Source organism: Ferrovibrio sp. GW821-FHT12D07 (assembly GCF_058807275.1).
The window spans coordinates 1,257,732-1,276,974 of record NZ_JBXAQN010000001.1 but is presented as its reverse complement, the minus strand read 5'-3'; the positions used below and the strand labels follow the sequence as shown (position 1 = coordinate 1,276,974).

20 protein-coding genes are annotated in these 19,243 nt (G+C 63.5%); 8 read left to right on the top strand and 12 right to left on the bottom strand.

Annotated features, from left to right (window positions below):
* Positions 1-7 precede the first annotated feature (7 nt).
* Positions 8-499 (top strand): hypothetical protein, encoded by a 492-nt coding sequence (locus AC1RRE_RS06425; protein ID WP_492980278.1) that lies wholly within the window; start codon positions 8-10, stop codon positions 497-499.
* 85 nt (positions 500-584) lie between these two features.
* Positions 585-890 carry a chorismate mutase gene (locus AC1RRE_RS06420; protein WP_492980277.1) on the top strand — a complete coding sequence of 102 codons (306 nt, stop codon included), beginning with the start codon at positions 585-587 and terminating at the stop codon, positions 888-890.
* A gap of 59 nt (positions 891-949) precedes the next feature.
* Here AC1RRE_RS06420 and AC1RRE_RS06415 read toward each other — a convergent pair whose 3' ends face one another.
* The 4 genes from AC1RRE_RS06415 to AC1RRE_RS06400 all read right to left on the bottom strand — a co-directional run bounded on the left by AC1RRE_RS06415 (position 950) and on the right by AC1RRE_RS06400 (position 2,157).
* Positions 950-1,108, bottom strand: a complete 159-nt coding sequence (locus AC1RRE_RS06415) for a DUF3309 family protein (protein ID WP_492980276.1) — start codon at positions 1,106-1,108, stop codon at positions 950-952.
* A 79-nt stretch (positions 1,109-1,187) separates the two neighbouring features.
* A complete protein-coding gene (locus AC1RRE_RS06410) occupies positions 1,188-1,397 on the bottom strand; it encodes a DUF3185 family protein (protein ID WP_492980275.1) in 210 nt (69 codons plus the stop codon).
* A 13-nt stretch (positions 1,398-1,410) separates the two neighbouring features.
* Positions 1,411-1,734, bottom strand: coding sequence for a BON domain-containing protein (locus AC1RRE_RS06405; RefSeq protein ID WP_492980274.1), 324 nt, complete (start codon positions 1,732-1,734; stop codon positions 1,411-1,413).
* 156 nt (positions 1,735-1,890) lie between these two features.
* Complete coding sequence (locus AC1RRE_RS06400) at positions 1,891-2,157, bottom strand: YMGG-like glycine zipper-containing protein (protein ID WP_492980273.1); 267 nt, start codon at positions 2,155-2,157, stop codon at positions 1,891-1,893.
* Between the two features lie 463 nt (positions 2,158-2,620).
* Between AC1RRE_RS06400 and AC1RRE_RS06395 the strand changes: the two genes are divergently transcribed.
* The gene (locus AC1RRE_RS06395) at positions 2,621-3,265 is read left to right on the top strand and encodes an OmpW/AlkL family protein (RefSeq protein ID WP_492980272.1); all 645 of its coding nucleotides are present in this window, start codon (positions 2,621-2,623) and stop codon (positions 3,263-3,265) included.
* A 120-nt stretch (positions 3,266-3,385) separates the two neighbouring features.
* Here the strand turns inward: AC1RRE_RS06395 and AC1RRE_RS06390 are convergent, their stop codons facing one another.
* The 4 genes from AC1RRE_RS06390 to AC1RRE_RS06375 all read right to left on the bottom strand — a co-directional run bounded on the left by AC1RRE_RS06390 (position 3,386) and on the right by AC1RRE_RS06375 (position 7,843).
* The gene (locus AC1RRE_RS06390; protein ID WP_492980271.1) at positions 3,386-4,228 is read right to left on the bottom strand and encodes an SDR family oxidoreductase; all 843 of its coding nucleotides are present in this window, start codon (positions 4,226-4,228) and stop codon (positions 3,386-3,388) included.
* Between the two features lie 69 nt (positions 4,229-4,297).
* Positions 4,298-4,744 carry a hypothetical protein gene (locus AC1RRE_RS06385; RefSeq protein ID WP_492980270.1) on the bottom strand — a complete coding sequence of 149 codons (447 nt, stop codon included), beginning with the start codon at positions 4,742-4,744 and terminating at the stop codon, positions 4,298-4,300.
* Between the two features lie 68 nt (positions 4,745-4,812).
* A complete protein-coding gene (locus tag AC1RRE_RS06380) occupies positions 4,813-5,922 on the bottom strand; it encodes an MBL fold metallo-hydrolase (protein ID WP_492980269.1) in 1,110 nt (369 codons plus the stop codon).
* 127 nt (positions 5,923-6,049) lie between these two features.
* Positions 6,050-7,843 carry an acyl-CoA dehydrogenase gene (locus AC1RRE_RS06375; RefSeq protein WP_492980268.1) on the bottom strand — a complete coding sequence of 598 codons (1,794 nt, stop codon included), beginning with the start codon at positions 7,841-7,843 and terminating at the stop codon, positions 6,050-6,052.
* Positions 7,844-7,941: 98 nt separating this feature from the next.
* Between AC1RRE_RS06375 and AC1RRE_RS06370 the strand changes: the two genes are divergently transcribed.
* Both AC1RRE_RS06370 and AC1RRE_RS06365 read left to right on the top strand, forming a co-directional pair.
* Complete coding sequence (locus AC1RRE_RS06370) at positions 7,942-8,871, top strand: L-threonylcarbamoyladenylate synthase (RefSeq protein ID WP_492980267.1); 930 nt, start codon at positions 7,942-7,944, stop codon at positions 8,869-8,871.
* Positions 8,872-8,896: 25 nt separating this feature from the next.
* Positions 8,897-10,336, top strand: coding sequence for an FAD-binding oxidoreductase (locus AC1RRE_RS06365; RefSeq protein WP_492980266.1), 1,440 nt, complete (start codon positions 8,897-8,899; stop codon positions 10,334-10,336).
* Positions 10,337-10,351: 15 nt separating this feature from the next.
* On the opposite strand, the gene AC1RRE_RS06360 is transcribed toward AC1RRE_RS06365, so the two are convergent.
* From AC1RRE_RS06360 to AC1RRE_RS06345, 4 genes are all read right to left on the bottom strand, one after another.
* Positions 10,352-12,211: a TRAP transporter permease gene (locus AC1RRE_RS06360; protein ID WP_492980265.1), complete on the bottom strand. Its 1,860-nt coding sequence runs from the start codon at positions 12,209-12,211 to the stop codon at positions 10,352-10,354.
* Positions 12,212-12,297: 86 nt separating this feature from the next.
* Positions 12,298-13,254 (bottom strand): TAXI family TRAP transporter solute-binding subunit, encoded by a 957-nt coding sequence (locus AC1RRE_RS06355; RefSeq protein ID WP_492980264.1) that lies wholly within the window; start codon positions 13,252-13,254, stop codon positions 12,298-12,300.
* A 69-nt stretch (positions 13,255-13,323) separates the two neighbouring features.
* Complete coding sequence (locus AC1RRE_RS06350) at positions 13,324-13,773, bottom strand: DUF488 domain-containing protein (RefSeq protein WP_492980263.1); 450 nt, start codon at positions 13,771-13,773, stop codon at positions 13,324-13,326.
* Between the two features lie 4 nt (positions 13,774-13,777).
* A complete protein-coding gene (locus AC1RRE_RS06345) occupies positions 13,778-14,353 on the bottom strand; it encodes a DUF2239 family protein (RefSeq protein WP_492980262.1) in 576 nt (191 codons plus the stop codon).
* A gap of 79 nt (positions 14,354-14,432) precedes the next feature.
* Between AC1RRE_RS06345 and AC1RRE_RS06340 the strand changes: the two genes are divergently transcribed.
* From AC1RRE_RS06340 to AC1RRE_RS06330, 3 genes are all read left to right on the top strand, one after another.
* Entirely contained in the window at positions 14,433-14,768 is a 336-nt protein-coding gene (locus AC1RRE_RS06340; protein WP_492980261.1) for a GIY-YIG nuclease family protein, read from the top strand.
* Between the two features lie 113 nt (positions 14,769-14,881).
* Complete coding sequence (locus AC1RRE_RS06335; protein WP_492980260.1) at positions 14,882-16,003, top strand: efflux RND transporter periplasmic adaptor subunit; 1,122 nt, start codon at positions 14,882-14,884, stop codon at positions 16,001-16,003.
* Between the two features lie 27 nt (positions 16,004-16,030).
* Positions 16,031-19,174, top strand: a complete 3,144-nt coding sequence (locus AC1RRE_RS06330) for an efflux RND transporter permease subunit (protein WP_492980259.1) — start codon at positions 16,031-16,033, stop codon at positions 19,172-19,174.
* The last annotated feature ends 69 nt before the right edge of the window (positions 19,175-19,243 follow it).

Genomic DNA, 19,243 nt, shown 5'->3' with positions numbered 1-19,243 from the left:
AAGGGCTATGACGCAGCAAATCTACAATCCACTGGCCGCCTTCGGCTTCACCGACTTCCATGTGCAGACACTGGCGGTCCGGCTTGCTGTGCCCCAATTCGTCTACGTCTCCGGACCGGCCGGCGGCGGCAAGACCAAGGCGGCCCTGATGGTGGCGCTGACGTATTTCCAGACCCTGAAGCGCCCCTACCGCATCGATGGCCAGGACATGACCACGGCGCAGATCAAGCAGGCGGCGACCGAGCGCAACCACGGCATCATCTTCCATGACATGGCCTCGCCGCATGACTACATGCGGGCGGGCTATTGCGTCGACTGCCGCATGATTTCGATCGGCATCGCCTTCGACGGACCATCCAATGGCGAAGCGGCCTATGCCCATCTGCTGGGCCATCTGCCCACGTTGGTCATGCGCCAGGACGTCACCGCGATCGGCGTCGATCGCATGGTCGACGATGCCGGCTACGAACGCTACAAAATCGACATCCACACCACCTGAGCCGGCCCGCGGCGGGAACAGCTTGACCCGCCCGCCCCGCTCCGCATGATGGGGCCCCGTTCAGCCCAGCCATCATCGCGATCTCATGACCCAGACCCCGACCGCCACGCACCCCGAATTGCAGCGTCTGCGCAACAGCATCGATAATATCGATGCTGCGCTGATCCATCTGTTGGCCGAGCGGTTCAACTGCACCCAGCAGGTCGGTCGCCTGAAGGCCACCGAGAAGCTGCCACCAGCCGACCCGGCCCGCGAGGCCCAGCAGATCGCCCGCCTGCGTCAACTGGCCGAGAGCGCCCGGCTCGATCCTGATTTTGCCGAGAAGTTCCTCGCCTTCATCGTCAAGGAAGTGATTCGGCATCACGAAGCCATCGCCCAGGAACACAAATAAGAAAAACGGCGCGCAGCCTTCGCCGCGCACCGTCTGTCCGGGCTGCGATGGGAGGACGACTAGATGCGTCCCATCAGCAACAGCACGATCACGATCACCAGGATGAGGCCGACGCCGCCACTGGGGTAATAGCCCCAGCCGCTGCTGTAGGGCCAGGTAGGCGCCGCGCCGATCAGGAGAACGATCAGGACGATGAGCAGAATGGTGCCGATACCCATGAAGACCTCCACGACTTAAAAAACAAATGGATGAAAATGCGAACGCCGGGGCGGCGGACCGCCCCGGCGTTTTTCGGTATCAGGCCTTGCGGCCCATCAGCAGGAGCACCAGACCACCGAAGGCGGCAGCACCGCCACCGACGAGGTACCACATAGTGCGGTCGGTATAGCGACCGGTGAAGGTCTCGCTGATCTGGTCCATCGGTGCATCGGACGCATTCAGTCCGAAACCCAGCAGGATCAGGCCGGCGACGAGCGCCATGGCGCCCAGAACACGTCCCATCGGCATGGTGGCGCGCTCCTTACTTCACAACCAGGTCGTTCTTCACGGCCTTCACACCCTGCACATTGCGGGCGATCTGTTCGGCGCGCGACTTGGACGCGGCGGTATCGACGAAGCCGCTGAGCTGCACGGTATCCTTGAAAGTCTCGACACTGATCTGCGAGGCCTTGGTCACCGGGTCGTTGATCAGGTTGGCCTTCACCTTGGTGGTGATGGCGGCGGAGTCGACGTATTCGCCGGTCGATTCCTGCTTGGTGGTGGAGGAGCAGGCCGAGACGGCGACGGCGCCGCCCAGCATCATCACGACGGCGAGGCTGCGGGAGAAATGCGAAAGCTTCAACATGGTGTCTTCCTTTTCTGCAATGAGACAGCGGTTAATAGAAATATAGAAATATCAGCCGGTCAGAATCAGACCTGGAATGAGCCCCGGTCCGCCTGAAGCCATGACATCGGCCTCAGGCGGACCGGGAGACCTGCAGGGTTGTGACGGTGCGGCCCGTCACTTCCATGCGGGCTTGCCGAGATTGATGTCGTCTTCGTCGGTCAATGCACCGGTGGCCGCGCCGGCCGCACCGCCCAGCACCGCACCGCCCAGCGTATTGCCGGTCAGCGCGCCACCCACGGCACCTACGCCGGCGCCGATGGCGCCACCGGAAATAGCACGGTCTGACTTGGACTGGCCGCAAGCACCCAATGCGCCGCTGGCCGCGATCAGCGCAACGGCCGCAGCCGCGGCCATAAGACGATTTTTCGAAAGATTGATCATGACTGCCTCCTTGGCATCGGCACAAACACCGCAAGCGGAGCCATGCCGTGGCGTTTCTTAACAAACGGCTGGTTACGCTTGTGGTTCCGGCCGTTACCGGATGCGAGTCATCCGATGAATGTCATATGGGCGCCAATTGCGGCGACCAAGCGGTGGAAACCGCTTGATCCCACAAATCTCACAGGAATGATGCCCGGAATCCGCGATGAAACCGCACCTGCGAGTCGTCGCGACGTCGCAGCGCGGAATACTCCTCATGGGCGCATTTTCTGGCGCGAAGACAGGCTTTCTGTGGCGCATCGGCCACGTGACAAAATTGAAACCTCGCGCCGAAACATCCGAAACCACCCTCTGTTTGACTTCACTTTTTCGACCACAGCATGGTCGTCATGGTTGCGGTCTTCCCCAGACGCATCCCGCGCAGCAGCCCTGTCGCGCACCAATCTTCAAGGAGAAAAACCGGATGCGTTTCCACATGATCTGCAAGCTGGCATTCATCGCCAGCCTGGCGATGACCGGCATCGGCTTCGATGCTGCGGCCCAACAGGTGAATGAGAAAAAGGCCGGCGACATCATGCTGCGCGGTCGCCTGATCGGCGTGCTGCCCGACGAGAGCTCGTCGACCACCATTGGCGGGAACGTCGATGTCGGCAATCGCTGGACCGGTGAAGTCGACGTCAGCTACTTCCTGACGCCGAACGTGGCCTTCGAGCTGATCGCCGCCACCACCAAGCATTCTGTGCGCGCACAGAATACCGCCATCGGCAATGTCGATGCCGGCGATGTCTGGGTCCTGCCGCCGACGCTGACGGTGCAGTACCACCCCTTCCCGGCGGCGACACTGAGCCCCTATGTGGGCGCCGGCCTGACCTATGCGATCTACTACAACCAGAGCCGTGGCCAGCTCAACAGCATCGATTACGAGAATGACCTGGGCTATGCACTGCAGGTCGGCCTCGACTACAGCCTGGGCAACAACTGGTATCTGAACGCCGACGTGAAGAAGCTGTTCATCAGCACCACTGCCAAGATCAACGGCGGTGCCGTGCGCGCGGATGTCGATCTTGATCCCTGGGTGGTCGGCGTCGGTGTCGGCTACAAGTTCTGAGAAACCCGTAGCGCCGCGCCAACCCCACATTCCGGGCACGTCACGCCCCGGACGGCGCAACGCCTCCGCCAAGAACTGGCGGAGGCGTTTTCATGTCCGGCCGAACGAAGACTGGTGGTTTTAGACGAAGAAATCCGGGATCAGGTCGGTCTCGGCGGTGCCGGGATAGCGATAGCGCTCGAAATGCGTGAGGCCGGCGCTGCGCAGCACCTCATCGTCGATGAAGAACTGCCCCGTGGTCTCACGCGATGGCCTGGTCAGGATCACATGGGCCGCATCAGCCATGATCTCCACCTTGCGGCATTTCTTGCGCAGCTCCGGCCCGGTGATCACGTTCATCGCATCGGTGTCGATGGCGGTGCGCGGCCAGAGCGCGTTCACGGCAACGCCTTTTTTACGGAATTCACCGGCCATGCCCAGCACGCACATGCTCATGCCGAACTTGGCCATGGTGTAGGCGACATGCGGCTCGAACCAGCGCTCTTCCATGTTCAGCGGCGGCGACAGGTTGAGGATATGCGCATTGTCGGATTTCAACAGATACGGCAGCGCCTTCTGGCTGCACATGTAAGTGCCGCGGATATTGATCTGGTGCATCAGGTCGTAGCGCTTCATCGGCGTCTCAAGCGTGCCGGTCAGCGAGATGGCGGATGCATTGTTGACCAGGATATCTAGGCCGCCGAAAGCTTCTGCTGCCTGCGCCATGGCCGCTTCGACCACGGCCTCTTCACGCACATCCACCACCAGCGGTAGCGCCTTGCCACCAGCCTTCTCGATGGCCTCGGCCGCCGTGTAGATGGTGCCAGCCAGCTTGGGGTGCGGTTCGGTGGTCTTGGCGGCGATGGCGATGCTGGCACCGTCTTTCGCTGCCCGCAGAGCGATGGCAAGGCCAATGCCCCGGCTGGCGCCGGTGATGAACAGCCGGCGGCCTTTAAGCGACCCGGTCTTGATGACTTCGGTCATGACGTCCCTCCCCTTTATCTTTGCGCCATTCTAGCGCGGCGGCGAACAGGGGCAAAGACGGCCGTAGGGTTACTTCTTGGCCGGAGCCTTGGCTCCCACCCAGACACCGCCGCTGCGGGTGCACTGCGGGCCGATATCGGGCGCCGCACCTTCATAGAAATAGGTCTTGATCGCGGCCTTTTCCGGAATCTGGCTCAGGTCGCCGGGCTCCTGTCCCTGCATCTGGCGGATATTGGCCTGGGCCTTCCGCAACGTGGTGGTGCAGGAGCCGACCGCGCTGGCCGGGCATTTGGTCAGTTTCATCGGCACGAGTGTGAGCTGCTCGTTCGACACGGGACGACACATGTTGTCGAGGGTGGCGATCGGCATCTCAATCACCTCATGGCACTGCACCATCTTCGGACCGCCAGACTTGGCCAGATCGACGGTCTGCTGGCACGCCTGGGCAAACACGGATGACGAGGATGCAAACAGAGCCAAGCCGAGGATGACGGCCAGCCAGGAAGCGGATTTCATTGCCAATGTCCTTGAAGTGGAAAATGTATGCCCGGCATTCATAATGCCGAAATGCGGTAATGTTAAGGCTACTGCGCCGCTTCAGCCGCCGTATCGGCGGCGTAGAACTCATACAGACCGGCTGCGGTCTCACGGCGCTGGATGCGGCCGCCGCGCATCAGATGATGCAGATGCGCCAGCGCCTCGCCGGCCGCCAGCGTCATATGGTCCTTCACATCGCGGCGGAACAGCAACGGCAGCGTTTCGACCACCGTATGGGGCTTCTGGCGCAGCGCCGCGACCAGCGCCTCCAGCCGCACATCGTGATGCTGCTTCAGCATTGCCGTGCGCAGATGCACGCCGATGAAGGGATCGCCATGGGCCGGCAGCACCAGCACATCGGCCGGCAGCTGCGCGAACTTGTCCAGCGAGTCGAGATACTGCGTCAGCGGCCCAGCTTCAGGCTCGCCCGGATAGACGCCGATATGCGGCGAAATGCGCGGCAGAATCTGGTCGCCCGAGATCAGCAGGTTCAGCGCCGGGCTGTATAGGCAGGCATGCTCGGGGGAATGCCCCCGACCGACGATCACCTGCCACTCATGGCCGCCGATCTGCAGCGGCTCGCCTTCGACGATACGGTGGAAGCTGCGCGGGATCGGCGTCACCGCCTTGGCGAAATTGCCAAAGCCACGCGCCTTCAGCGCCTCGAGCTGCTCGGCCGAGAAGCCCAGCCGCTTGTAGAAGGCGATCACATCCTCGGGCACGTCGGGCGAGCTTTCCAGCTCCAGCATGCGGCCGAAGCTCCATTCGCCAAATGTCATCCACAGCGGTGCGTTGAAGCGCTCGTGCAGCCAACCGGCCAGGCCCAGGTGATCGGGATGGAAATGCGTACAGAGCAGGCGCGTGATCGGCTTGCCCTTCAGGTGACGCTCCACCACCTGCTCCCAGATCGCCTGCAGCTTCGACGAACGCAGGCCGGTATCCACCAGCGTCCAGCCTTCGGTTTCCTCGATCAGCCAGAGATTGATGTAATCCAGGCCCGGGATCGGCACCGGCATCCGCAGCCACAGCACACCGGGGCGCATCTCCATCACTTCGGCATCGCCCGGACGCCCCGCGCCAACGGCGGCGAAGGGATAGGTCAGGCTGCCCTGATCGGAGACGGCGGTACCGTCGATATTGGGGGCACTATCGGCCACGCGGCTGGTCCTGGTTAAAAGTCATGGGGCTGTTTTCCCCAGTCTGCCGTTTACGTAAGCAGCAAACAAGCGAAGTCCAGCGATGACGTAGCGTCAGCGCCAGTATCCGTGACGGATTAACTGCGACTTATGCGCGCAGCAACTCGGGCGTCACGTCGGCCAGCACGGCGCTGCCTTCGGTGGCGCCACGGCACAGGCCATCCACGCTGCTCAGCACCTGCTCCGCGAAAATGCGCGCCGAGACGATCTTGGCGGCAAAGTACGGATCGGAACTGCCGCCCGCGATCTCGGCTTTTGCGGCCAGCGCCTGACGTGCCAGCAGCCAGCCGCCCACCGTAGTGGCGAAGGCGCGCAGGAAGGGCGTGGCGCCGGCAAGAGCGGCTTCGGGGTTTTTGGCCACCTGGCCGCCCATCCAGACCGAAGCCTTGGCGAGCGACTTCAGCGCACCATCCAGATTGGCCTGCATGCTGCCAAAGCCCTCGCCGGCTTTGGCGAGTTCAGCGACCGTTCCGGCGACCTGCGTGAACAGCGCCTTCACTGTCTCGCCGCCATTCAGCGGCAGCTTGCGCATCACCAGATCGATGGCCTGGATACCGTTGGTGCCTTCATAGATCGGCAGGATACGGGCATCGCGATAGTGCTGCGCTGCGCCGGTCTCCTCGATGAAGCCCATGCCGCCATGCAGCTGCAGCCCCATGGACGCGACTTCGCAACCGATATCGGTGGCCCAGGATTTCGACAACGGCGTGAACAGTTCCACCATCGCCTTCCAATTTTTGCGCTCGGCCTCGTCGGGATGATGATGCGCGCGGTCGATGGCAGCAGCGTTGAGATAGATCAGGCTGCGGCAAGCCTCAGTCAGGCTGCGCATCAGCATCAGGGTGCGGCGCACATCGGCATGCTCGATGATCGCCACATGCTGCTCGGCATTCATGCCGGGATGACGGCCCTGCTTGCGCTGCTCGGCGTAATCCAGCGCCTGCTGGTAGGCGCGCTCGGCAATCGCCAGACCCTGGCAGCCCACCGACAGGCGCGCATTGTTCATCATGGTGAACATGCAGCGCATGCCCTGATTCTCGGCGCCCAGCAGCCAGCCGATGCAGTCGTCATTGTCACCATAGCTCATGACGCAGGTCGGGCTGGCATGGATGCCCAGCTTGTGTTCCAGCGAGACGACGCGCGCATCGTTGCGCTTGCCCGGCTTGCCATTCGCATCGGGAATGAACTTGGGCACGATGAACAGCGAGATGCCCTTGGTGCCGGGTGGCGCATCCGGTAGCCGCGCCAGCACCAGATGCACGATATTCTCGGCCATGTCGTGTTCGCCATAGGTGATGAAGATCTTCATCCCCTTGATCTTGTAGGTGCCATCGCCCACCGGCACGGCCTTGGACTTCAGCGCGCCGACATCCGACCCCGCCTGCGGTTCCGTCAAGTTCATCGAGCCGGTCCATTCGCCCGACACCATCCTGGGCAGATACATCGCCTTCTGCTCGTCGGTGCCATGCGCGATGATCGCGTCGATGGCACCCTGGGTCAGCAAGGGACAAAGCGAGAAAGCCATATTGGAGGCCTGCACCATTTCCTGCGCCGCCATGGTGACGGCCCAGGGCATGGCCCCGCCGCCCAGCTCCTCAGCGAACGGCATGCCGTTCCAGCCGCCATCCACGAACTTCTTGTAAGCATCCTTGAAACCGGGCGCGGTGCGCACCACGCCATTGTCGATCTTGGCGCCATGCTGGTCGCCACCGCGATTGAGGGGCGACAGTACCCCAGCCGCGAATTTCGCCGCCTCTTCCAGCACCGCCGAGACGGTCTCGCCATCGGCATTCTCCAGACCGGGCAGCGTGGCCAGTTCGTCCAGGCCGGCGATCTGCTCCAGCGTGAAGCGCATGTCCTTGAGGGGGGCAGCGTAATCCATCTCGGGTCTCCCTGACCGCAATCTCTCGTTCTTACAGCAGGGATAATATGGTCCGGGATGCCTAGCAAGGCCGAGCCGCCTCCGCATAGACTACGGCCATGGTTGACATAACGATTTCAGAGGCTAGCACGCGACTGCTGGCCGGCGAGGTGGTCGCGATCCCCACCGAAACCGTCTACGGACTGGCCGCCGACGCTACCAATGCGTCTGCGGTGGCGAAGATTTTCGCCGCCAAGGGACGCCCCGATTTCAATCCGCTGATCAGCCATGTCGCCGATATCGCCCAGCTCGACGAGCTGGTGCTGCTGGACGATCGCGCCCGCTTGCTGGCGAAAGCCTTCTGGCCTGGCGCACTGACCCTGGTGCTGCCACGCAAACCGGCCTGCCCGATTACGGATACTGTCTCGGCGGGCCTGCCCTCGGTGGCGCTGCGCATGCCAGCGCACCCGCTGGCGCGCGACCTGCTGGCGCGCGTCGCCCGTCCCGTCGCCGCGCCGTCGGCCAACAAATCCGGCCATGTCTCGCCCACGACGGCGCAGCATGTGCGCGACAGCCTGGGGCCGGAGATCGCCGTGCTGGATGGCGGCGCCTGTCCGATGGGTCTGGAATCCACCGTGGTGGGTCTTGCCGGCCGCGAGACCCTGCTGCTGCGGCCCGGTGGCGTGACAGCCGACCAGATCGAAGCCGTGTTGGGTGAAAAGTTGGGCGCACCGCAGGATGCGAAAATCCAGTCGCCCGGCATGCTGCTCAAGCATTACGCCCCGCACCTGCCGGTGCGGCTCAATGCTGCTGCACCGCAAGGTAAGGAAGGCCTGCTCAGCTTCGGCAGGCCGCCCGCCGGTTATGCCACGGTGTTTGCTTTAAGCGAGACCGGCGACCTGCATGAAGCGGCAGCCAAACTCTATGCCGGGTTGCATGCACTGGATCAGGTCGCGGGACTGGATGGCATTGCCGTCATGCCCATTCCACAGCAGGGTGTCGGCCTTGCGATCAATGACCGCCTCGCCCGCGCAGCCCGTGGACGCTGACCCTCAAAGCGCTAATATATTCACCATGAACGCACCGATCGCCACACCGCTTTCCACCGCCCTGCTCGACCGCTTCAAGGCCCTCGTCGGCCCGAAGGGCTGGATCACCGATCCCGACATGCTGGCGCCGCATTTCCGCGAGCCGCGCGATCTGTATATCGGCATCGCGCCGATGCTGCTGCGTCCGGCCAATACGGAAGAAGTGGCCGCCATCGTGAAGCTGGCGCGCGAAACCAAAACCAAGCTGGTGCCGCAGGGCGGCAATACCGGTCTGGTCGGCGGCAATATTCCCTTCATGGGCAATGACGAGATCATCCTGTCGCTGCAGCGCATGAACAAGGTGCGCGAGATCGACCCGCTGAACGACACCATCACGGTGGAAGCCGGCTGCATCCTGCAGCAGGTGCAGCAGATCGCCCGCGAGAATGACCGGCTGTTCCCGCTCTCCATCGGCTCGGAAGGCAGCTGCACCATCGGCGGCAATCTCTCCACCAATGCCGGCGGCAATGCCGTGCTGCGCTACGGCAATACGCGCGAACTGGCGCTGGGGCTCGAGGTCGTGCTGGCCGACGGCCAAATCTGGAACGGCCTGCGCGCCCTGCGCAAGGACAATACCGGCTACGACCTGAAGGACCTGTTCATCGGCGGCGAGGGCACGCTGGGGATCATCACGGCCGCGGTGCTGAAGCTGCATCCGCTGCCCAAGGCGATGGCGACGGCCTTCACGGCCGTGCCGAATCCCGCTGCCGCCATCGAACTGCTGGCGCTGTCCAAGGCCGCCACCGGCGGCCAGGTCACCGGCTTCGAGTTGATGGCGCGCCTGCCGCTGGATTTCGCACTCAAGCACAATCCCGGCACTGTCGATCCACTGGCGGAGAAGCATCCCTGGTATGTGCTGATGGAATATTCGTCGGGCCGCGACGACGGCAATATCGGCGAGACCATGGAGTCCGTGCTGGCCGAGGGCTTTGAGAAGGGCCTGGTGCTGGATGCGGCAATTGCGCAGTCAGACACCCAGCGCGCCGCTTTCTGGAAAATCCGCGAACTGCTGTCCAGCTCGCAGAAGCCCGAGGGCGGTTCGATCAAATGCGACATCTCGGTGCCGGTGTCGCGCATGCCCGAATTCCTCGAGCGCGCCACCAAGGCGGTCGAAGCACATGTGAAGGACTGCCGCGTGGTGGCGTTCGGCCATATCGGCGACGGCAACGTGCATTTCAACGTGTCGCAGCCGGTTGGCGCCGAGCGCGCGGAATTCCTGAAGAACTGGGATTCCGTGCACCAAATCGTGCATGACATCACCCATGGCATGCAGGGTTCGATCTCGGCCGAACATGGCGTCGGCCGCATGAAGATCGACGAGATCGTGCATTACAAGTCGGCCATCGAGATCGAGATGATGCGCAAGATCAAGCGCGCCTTCGACCCCGACAACATCCTCAATCCGGGCAAGGTCGTGAACCCGTAAGGTTCACCTGCCCTCTCACTCGGCTGCCCGCACTGCCCGGTTGGGCAACAGCTTCTGTCCGGCTAACACTAGCGCCAGCAGCACGATGCCGCCCAGATCGCCGATCCAGCCTGGCACCAACGTCATCGCCAGCGCGCCAGCAATCAACATGGCGCGTTCGTAAGAGCGTAGATGCATGCGGAAATAGCCGTGCAGGCCGCCGGCTAGCATGGCGATGCCGATGCAGGCCGAAATGGTGGCGTGCAGGATTTCATGCCACTCGCCGATCATCAGCAGCGCCGGCTGGAACACGAACATGAACGGCACGATGAAACCGGCGGCGCCGATCTTCACTGCTGCCCATCCGGATTTCCACAAATCCGCCTTGGCCAGTGAGGCCGCGGCATACACCGCCAGCGCCACCGGCGGCGTAATGGCCGAAAGGATGGCGAAGTAGAAGGCGAACATGTGCGCGGCCGGCTCGATCACGCCGAGCTTCATGATTGCCGGCACCATCAGCGACACCATGACGATATAGGCCGGCGTGGTTGGCATGCCCATGCCGAGGATGATGCCGGCCACGGCTGTCAGCACCAGCGCCAGCAGCAGGCTGTTCTGCGACAGGCCGATCAACCAGTTGGTGAAGGTGAGACCAAGGCCGGTCAGCGTGATCGAGCCGATCACCAGGCCGGCGCAGGCGCAGGCCATCGCCACCGACAGCGTGTTGCGCGCGCCGTCTTCCAGTGCCTCGGGGATCAGATCCCAGCGCAGGCCCTCGCGCGTGCTGGCGCGCAGCAGCGCCACCGGGAAGCAGGCCAGCGTGCCGGCCAGCGCGCAGTATGGCGCGGAATAGCCCATGATCATGCCGCCAAGGATGATGGCGATCGGGATGAACAGATGGCCCCGCTCTTTCAGCACCAGCAGCAGCTTTGGCACTTCATGCGCCGGCAGGCCGAGCAGGCCCTGGCGCTTGGCCTCGAAATGCACGGCACCGAAACAGGCGACGTAGTAGAGCAGGCTGGGGATCAGCGCCCAGACCGTGACCTGAAAATAGCTGACCGCCAGGAACTCGGCCATCACGAAGGCGGCTGCGCCCATGATCGGCGGCATGATCTGGCCGCCGGTGGAGGCGACGGATTCGACGCCGGCGGCGAAATGCTTGGTGAAACCGGTGCGCTTCATCAGCGGAATGGTGATCGGGCCGTCGACCATCACATTGGCGACCGCCGAGCCCGAGATGGTGCCGAACAGCGAACTCGACACCACCGAGACCTTGCCAGGCCCGCCAGCCTGGCGACCGGTCAGGGCGAGAGCGAAATCCATAAACAGCTTGCCGGTGCCGGTGCGCTCCATGACGCTGCCGAAAACAACGAAGATGGTGACATAGGAGGCCGAGACGGCCAGCGTCGAGCCGAACACGCCCTCGGTGGTCATGTAGAGCTGGTCGAGCAGCGTCAGCGGGTCGACCTTGGTGACGAACAGCGCATGCGCCATGAAGACCAGCGCTGTGATTGGCAGAGCCCAGCCGATGACGCGACGGGTAGCGTCCAGCACCACGATCACCAGCGCCAGGCCGGCAACGATATCGAGCGGCTTGAGGTCGTCGATATAGATGATGCGGTTGATGAAATAGTCGTAGTTGATGAATAGGTGGCCCAGCGCCAGCGCGCCACCGGCAAAGAACAGGGCATCCAGCCACGCGAAACGCCGCTTGCCGTCCTCGCCCACACTGACAAAAGGATAGAGCAGGTAGATCAGCACCATCGCAAAGGCCAGATGGGTGCCGCGGAAGATCAGCGCTTGGGGCGGGCCCATGGCGATCACCCACATATGATACAGCGCCATCGTCACGCCGATCGGCATCACGATGCGCCCGATCAGGGTCCTGCCTTCCATGTCACGCTCCCCCCGGAATCAAAAAAAGCACCGGCGCCGCCGTATAGACGGCACCGGTCAGTCGCCTCAACTGATCACATCGGCGGTTATTTCAGCGTGCCGACTTCGCGGTAATATTTCGCCGCACCCGGATGGAAGGGGACGCCGATATCCTCGGCCATGTCCTTCACTGTCATCTTGGCCATCGCCTTGTTGATCGCCACCATGTCGGACATCTGCGTCGCCATCGCCTTGGTAATGGCGTAGATCTTGTCCTCGGGCAGCTTGCACGACGTAATGAAATGCGCCGAATAAGCGATCGCCGGCACATCGGAATCCTGCTTCGGATAAGTGCCGGCCGGGATGGTGCCCTTCACATAGCCGGCGTTGATCTTCTTCATCGCCGCCACTTCCGAGTCAGACACCGGGACCAGCTTGACGCCGCGCGATGAAGCCAGGTCCATCACCGAGGCCGCCGGAATGGTGGTGCCCAGCGTGAACACCTGCGCATGACCGTCCTGTAGTAAAGCAGCAGCATCATTATACGATGCCATAAAGTTGACCTTGGCCATGTCGTTATACGACAGGCTGTTGGCTTTCAGGATGTCGGCCGAGATGGCTTCCGCCGTGTTGCCGCGGGTCTGCACGGCAATCGTCTTGCCCTTGGTATCGGCCACCTTCTCGATCTTGGCGTCGGGCAGGCTGACGATCTGGAAATACTGCGGATAGAGATTGGCGATCTGGCAGACGTTGCTCGCCTTCTTATCAAAAGGCGCACGGCCTTCCAGCGCATCGACGGTGGAAGTCGAGTTGCCGAAGCCGAACTCGACTTTGCCTTCCTCGATGCCTTTCACATTGGCGATACCGGCGCCCGGCAGAGTCTGGATCGTGCTGCCCGGTAGCGCTTTCTCAAACATCGCCTTGAAGGTGCCGCCCATCGGCACCCAGACGCCGCCCTGCGGTCCGGTCATCAGCTTGTAGGTTTGGGCTTCCGCACCGGCTGCGGCCAGTCCGGTAAGAATAGTCGCGACGCCGATAGCGCGCGTGATGCTGCCATACTGCATGTCGTCCTCCCTTTATGTAATTTTTATGCGGGAAGTCTGCGTATGCGTTATCGCTGCGTCAAGCAGAGATCAGAACAGGCTGCCTTGTTTCGGCGCCTGTTGCAGCGCGTCATGCGGCAGCAGCGCGCCATCGCCCAGGATATGCACAACGCTCGCACCGCGCTGCAACAAGGCCGGCGTCACCAGATGGGTGCGATGGCAATGCCGCGGATCGCGCTCGGCGCACATCATCGCTGTGGGTTGAGCGGCAGCAAGATCAAGGAGTTCGCCGATGCCGGCACCGAAAACCGGCTCCGGCGCACGCGGTTTGCCGCCCAGCGCCGCGCCCAGCCAGCGATACTCGATCCCCGCCGCCTCCAGGCTGCGACGCAGCGCCTCGCGGTTGAAGTGCGGGGCGAAGCGGGAGGCAGGCGCCGAGCGGATATCGGCCAGCAGCCGGATGCCGTGCGTCTGCAACAGGGCGACGAACTGTTCCGCCGTCTGGTTGGAATGACCGATGCTGAAGACGGTGATCTCCACGCGTTCAGCCTTCCTCGCCCCAGGCCAGCCGGTGCGCATGCCGGCGGATATCCGGCGGCCAGGCCGCCGTATGCTCCGTGAAACGCTGGCGATCCGCCGCGAACAGCGCGCGCGTCGCCTCCTCGAAGCCCGGCAGGTTACCCGCCATGGCCGACATGAAGCGATAGGCGGTCTCCTGCGCAGCGCGCGTCTGGCTCTGGCCGCCATCCTCGCGCCGGGCGCGATCGACCAGCCGACGCAAGGCATGCGAAGCGCCGCCGGGCTGTGCCGCCAGCCAGTCCCAGTGCTGCGGCAGCAGCGTCACCTCGCGCGCGACGACGCCCAGCCGGGGCCGGCCGCGACCACGCCCGGCTGCCTCGGCCAGCGGCGGTGGCGCCAGCCGCGCGATGATCTCGGCATCGCTACCGCGCAGGTCGAGGTCGATCACCGCGCCGGTCGCGTCGTCGAAAGTGAGAATGGCAACCGTGGGACTGCCGGCAAGCGCGGCTTTGACCGCCAGCGCCACAGCGGGCAGCGCGCCACTGGCAAGGTGGGTGTGGCCGGCAAAGGCGGTACAGAGATGGGGGATCGGATCGGACATGTCGAATATTTACCCGGATAAAATCATTGTGTCAATATTATCCGGGTGATATATCCACGCTCCCGACTGGAGCCTCATCATGGATAAGCAGCATCGCAAGGCAGCCCTCGCCGCCTACAAGGAGCGCAAGACCGCCGCCGGCATCTTCGCCATCCGCTGCCGGCCGACCGGCCAATGCTGGGTCGGTCAGGCCCCTGATCTGGGGACCATCCAGAATCGGATCTGGTTTTCGCTGCGGCAAGGCAACCACCGGCATCGCAGCCTGCAGGCCGCGTGGCAGACCTGCGGTGCGGAGGCCTTTTCCTTCGAGGAAATCGAGCGGATCGCGGGGGAAGACGTGGCCTATGCGCGCGAACGGATTCTGAAAGAGCGGCTGGCGCGGTGGTGTACCACGCTCAAGGCGGAGCCTTTGTGATACAAATCACTGTTACCTAACGGTAACCATAGCATGATTCGACGGGGTTGATCCGTTTCAATATATACGGGCCAGTCCGGAAGACAGGCAGCCGGACCTTGGGGGATTACACAATGAAGCGTCGCGTCAAGATCGGCCTTTCGGTCCTGGCTCTGGCCGTGCTGGCCGGCACCGGACTTTATCTCGTGAAGGGGCGCCAGCCGGCCAAGGCTGTGGTGACCGCCACGACCAAATTCGACGGCCTGGAATTCTCGCCTGCCGATCTGGTGCAGGCCAACCGCGCCAACCTGCGCCAGGTGGTGCGGCTGAGCGGCAGCCTGCAGCCGCTGAACCAGAGCATCGTGCGCGCCGAAGTGGCTGCCGTGGTGCAGGAGATCACCGTGCGGCGCGGCGAGCGCGTGAAGAAGGGCCAGCTGCTGGCCCGCCTCGACACCGCCGATCTCGCCGCCCGCCTGCGCGAGAAGCAGAGCAATCTCGACAGCGCGAAATCCGCGCTCAACCTCGCCCAGATCAATCGCGACAAAGCCGTCACGCTGAGCCAGCGCGGCATCAAGTCGCAAACCGCCATGGATGAAGCCGAGAATACCTGGCGCAATGCCCGCGCCACCGTCGCGGCGCAGGAACAGCAGCTCACCATGGCGCGCAAGGCGGTGAACGACGCCGCCATCTATGCGCCCATCGACGGCTTGGTGGCCGACCGCCTGGTCAATCCGGGCGAGCGCGTCGCCGTGGATGCCAAGCTCTTCGCCATCGCCGATCTCGACAATATCGAGGTCGAGGCACTGGTGCCGGCGCGTGACGTGCCGCAGTTGAAGGTCGGCCAGAAGGTGGCCCTGCATGTCGAGGGCTTCGCCGATCGCGTCTTCGACGGCCAGATCGACCGCATCAATCCGACAGCGCAGACCGGCTCGCGCTCGATCCCGGTCTTCATCCTGCTGCCCAACCCCAATCATGTGCTGCGCGGCGGCATGTTCGGCGCCGGCGATGCCGTGCTGGCCGAGGCCGCCGGCATCATCGCCCTGCCGCAGGAAGCGGTGCGCCGGGAAAACAACGATGCCATCGTCTATGTGCTGAAGGACGGCCGCCTGCAGCGCCGCACCGTCACCGTCGCGATCAGCGGCACCGCCGAAGGCCGCATCGGCATTTCGTCGGGCGTCGAGGATGGCGAAACGGTGGTGGCCACGCCCGGCCTGCGCCTGAACGACGGCCTCGCCGCCCGTATTGCCGGCCGCTAAAGCCGGCCCTGGAGAAAGAACAGCGTCATGTGGCTGACCCGCATCAGCGTCAATAACCCGGTCTTCGCCACCATGATGATGGCGTCGCTGCTGGTGGTGGGCCTGTTCGCCTATGTCAAGCTCAGCGTCGAGCAGTTCCCCGATGTCGAATTCCCCATCGTCGTGGTCAGCACCGCCTACCCCGGCGCCACGCCCGAAAGCGTGGAAAGCGAAGTCTCGCGCCCCATCGAAGACGCCGTAAACACCATCAGCGGCGTGCGTACGCTCACCTCGCGCTCGCTGGAGGGCCGTTCCAGCGTCATCATCGAATTCGAACTGACCGTCAATGCCATCGCCGCCGTGCAGGATGTGCGCGAGAAAATCGCGCAGGTAACGCCGAAATTCCGCGACGAGATCAAGACGCCCGAAATTACCCGCTTCTCGCCCGACAGCCAGCCGGTCGCCTCGATCACCGTGCGCAGCGAGCGCCGCGACCTGCGCGAACTGACCACGCTGGCCGACCAGGTGGTGCTCAAGCGCCTGCAGACCGTGCGCGGCGTGGGCCAGGCCTTCATCGTCGGCGGCGTGAAGCGTCGCATCAACATCCTGCCCAATCCGGAAAAGATGCAGGCCTATGGCGTGGGACTGGACCAGCTCGTCGCCGTGCTGAAATCCGAGAACCAGCAGATTCCGCTGGGCACCCTCACCCGCCCGCAGACCGAATTCATCGTGCAGATCGAGGGCCGCGTCATCGACCCGCACCGGCTGGCCGAACTGGTGATCGCGCGGCGCGGCAATACCTCGGTCACTGTGGGCGACATCGCCACTGTGGAGGACGGCTCCGAGGAAAAGGAAGCCGTCGCCATGTTCAATGGCGACCGCCAGCTTTCGATCAGTTTCATCAAGGTGCAGGGCTCCAACACGCTGCAGGTCATCACCGGCCTGAAGCAGGCCATGAAGGACCTGCAGGCCGACCTGCCGTCCGACATCTCGATGCAGTTCATGCGCGACGACAGCCGCGCCATTCTCTCTTCGGTCAACGGCGTGCAGCGCACCCTGATCGAAGGCGCGATCCTGACCGTGCTGATCGTCTTCCTGTTCCTGAATTCCTGGCGCAGCACCGTGATCACCGGGCTCACGCTCCCGATTGCCGTTATCGGCACGCTGGCCGCCGTTCACGCGGCCGGTTTCACGCTCAACAAGCTGACCCTGATGGCGCTCTCATTGGCCATCGGCATCCTGATCGACGACGCCATCGTGGTGCGCGAGAACATCACGCGTCATGTCGCCATGGGCAAAAGCCATCGTCAGGCGGCGCTGGATGGCACTAACGAGATCGGTCTGGCCGTCCTGGCCACCACCTTCTGCATCGTCGCCGTCTTCCTGCCGGTCGCCTTCATGGGCGGCATCATCGGGCGTTTCTTCCTGCAGTTCGGCATCACCGTCACGGTTGCCGTGCTGATCTCGCTGTTCGTGTCGTTCACGCTCGACCCGATGCTGTCCAGTGTCTGGCATGACCCCGACAGCATGCCCAACCCCAAGCGCGGCCCCGTCGGGCGAATGGTCGGCCTGGTCGACAAGGGCATGGAGCGTCTGGGTCGCGTGTATCGCCGCATCCTGGGCTGGAGCCTGCGCTGGCGCTGGGTCGTGCTGGTGATCGCCGCCGTCAGCTTCTTCGGCAGCTTCGCCCTGCTGTCCAAACTCGGCACCGAATTCCTGCCCGAACCCGACCTGTCGGAAATCCTGGTCGAAATCACCACGCCGCCCGGCGCCGCCATCGACTACAGCGAAGCCAAGCTGCGACAGGCGCAGGATGCACTGAAGGAATTCCCCGAAGTCGAATATTCCTTCGGCTCGCTGAATGCCGGGCCGTTCTCGCGTCGCAACGTTGCCTCGCTCTATGTGCGCTTCATCCCGATCGACCAGCGCAGCAAGACGCCGCAGCAGATGGCCGTGCAGTTCCGCGAACGCCTGGGCCAGATCGCCGGCATCGACAACATCAACATCGGCCTGCCCAATCTGGGCGGCGGCCTGAACAAGCCGATCATGATCGCGCTCAAGGGCCAGGACATCGCCCAGCTCGACAAGCTGTCGCAAGACGCCATGGCCATCATGCGCACCGTGCCCGGCGTGGTCGATCTGGAATCCAGCCTGAAGGCCAACAAGCCCACGGTGGCGCTGGACGTCGACCGCGCGCTGGCTGCCGATCTGGGCGTCAGCACCAATGCCATCGCGGCCACGCTGCGCCCGCTGCTGGCCGGCGAGGAAGCCGGCACCTGGAAGGCGCCGGATTCGGAAGACTATGATGTCTTCGTGCGGCTGCCGCGCGACGACCGCACCGGCATGCCCGACCTGAACCGCATCTATGTTGCCTCCACGCAGACGAATGCCGACGGCAATCCGAAGATGGTGGCACTGTCGCAGGTAGTGAAGATCACGCCCTCGTTCGGCTCGACCCAGATCAACCGCCGCGACCTGGCGCGCGAAGTGCTGCTCACCGCTGCCACTGACGGCCGCCCGGTGGGCGAGGTCAGCCGCACCATCCAGGCCAAGCTGGAAGAGATGGACATGCCGCCGGGCTACCGCTTCTGGTTCGGCGGCGCTTCCAAGGACATGAAGGAATCCGCGGGCTATGCGGCCGCCGCCCTGCTGCTGGCGATCATCTTCATCTACCTGATCCTGGCCTCGCAGTTCGGCAGCTTCCTGCAGCCCATCGCCATCATGGTGTCGCTGCCACTGTCGCTGATCGGCGTGATCCTCGGCCTCTGGGCCTGGGGTTCGACGCTGAACATGTTCGCCATCATCGGCTTCATCATGCTGATGGGTCTGGTGACCAAGAACGCCATCCTGCTGATCGACTTCGTCAACCACTCCCGCCGCGAAGGCCTGTCGCGCACCGACGCCATCCTGGAAGCCGGCGAAATCCGCCTGCGCCCGATCATGATGACCACGCTGGCCATGATCTTCGGCATGCTGCCGCTGGCTTTCGCGATCGGCGAAGGCGCCAAGCAGACCGCCGGCATGGCCCATGCGGTGATCGGCGGCCTGATCTCGTCGACGCTGCTGACCCTGATCGTGACGCCGGTGATCTTCACCTATCTGGATGATCTGGGCGCCTGGGCCAGCCGCAAGCTGAAATCCAGCCATGCCAGTGCCCTTGATGACGTTGGGGCAAAACACCCCACCGAATAACCGGGGACCGAATAATCGGCCTAAAAACCGAACTTGATCGATCCATCGCGCTTGTCACATACCTGTCGT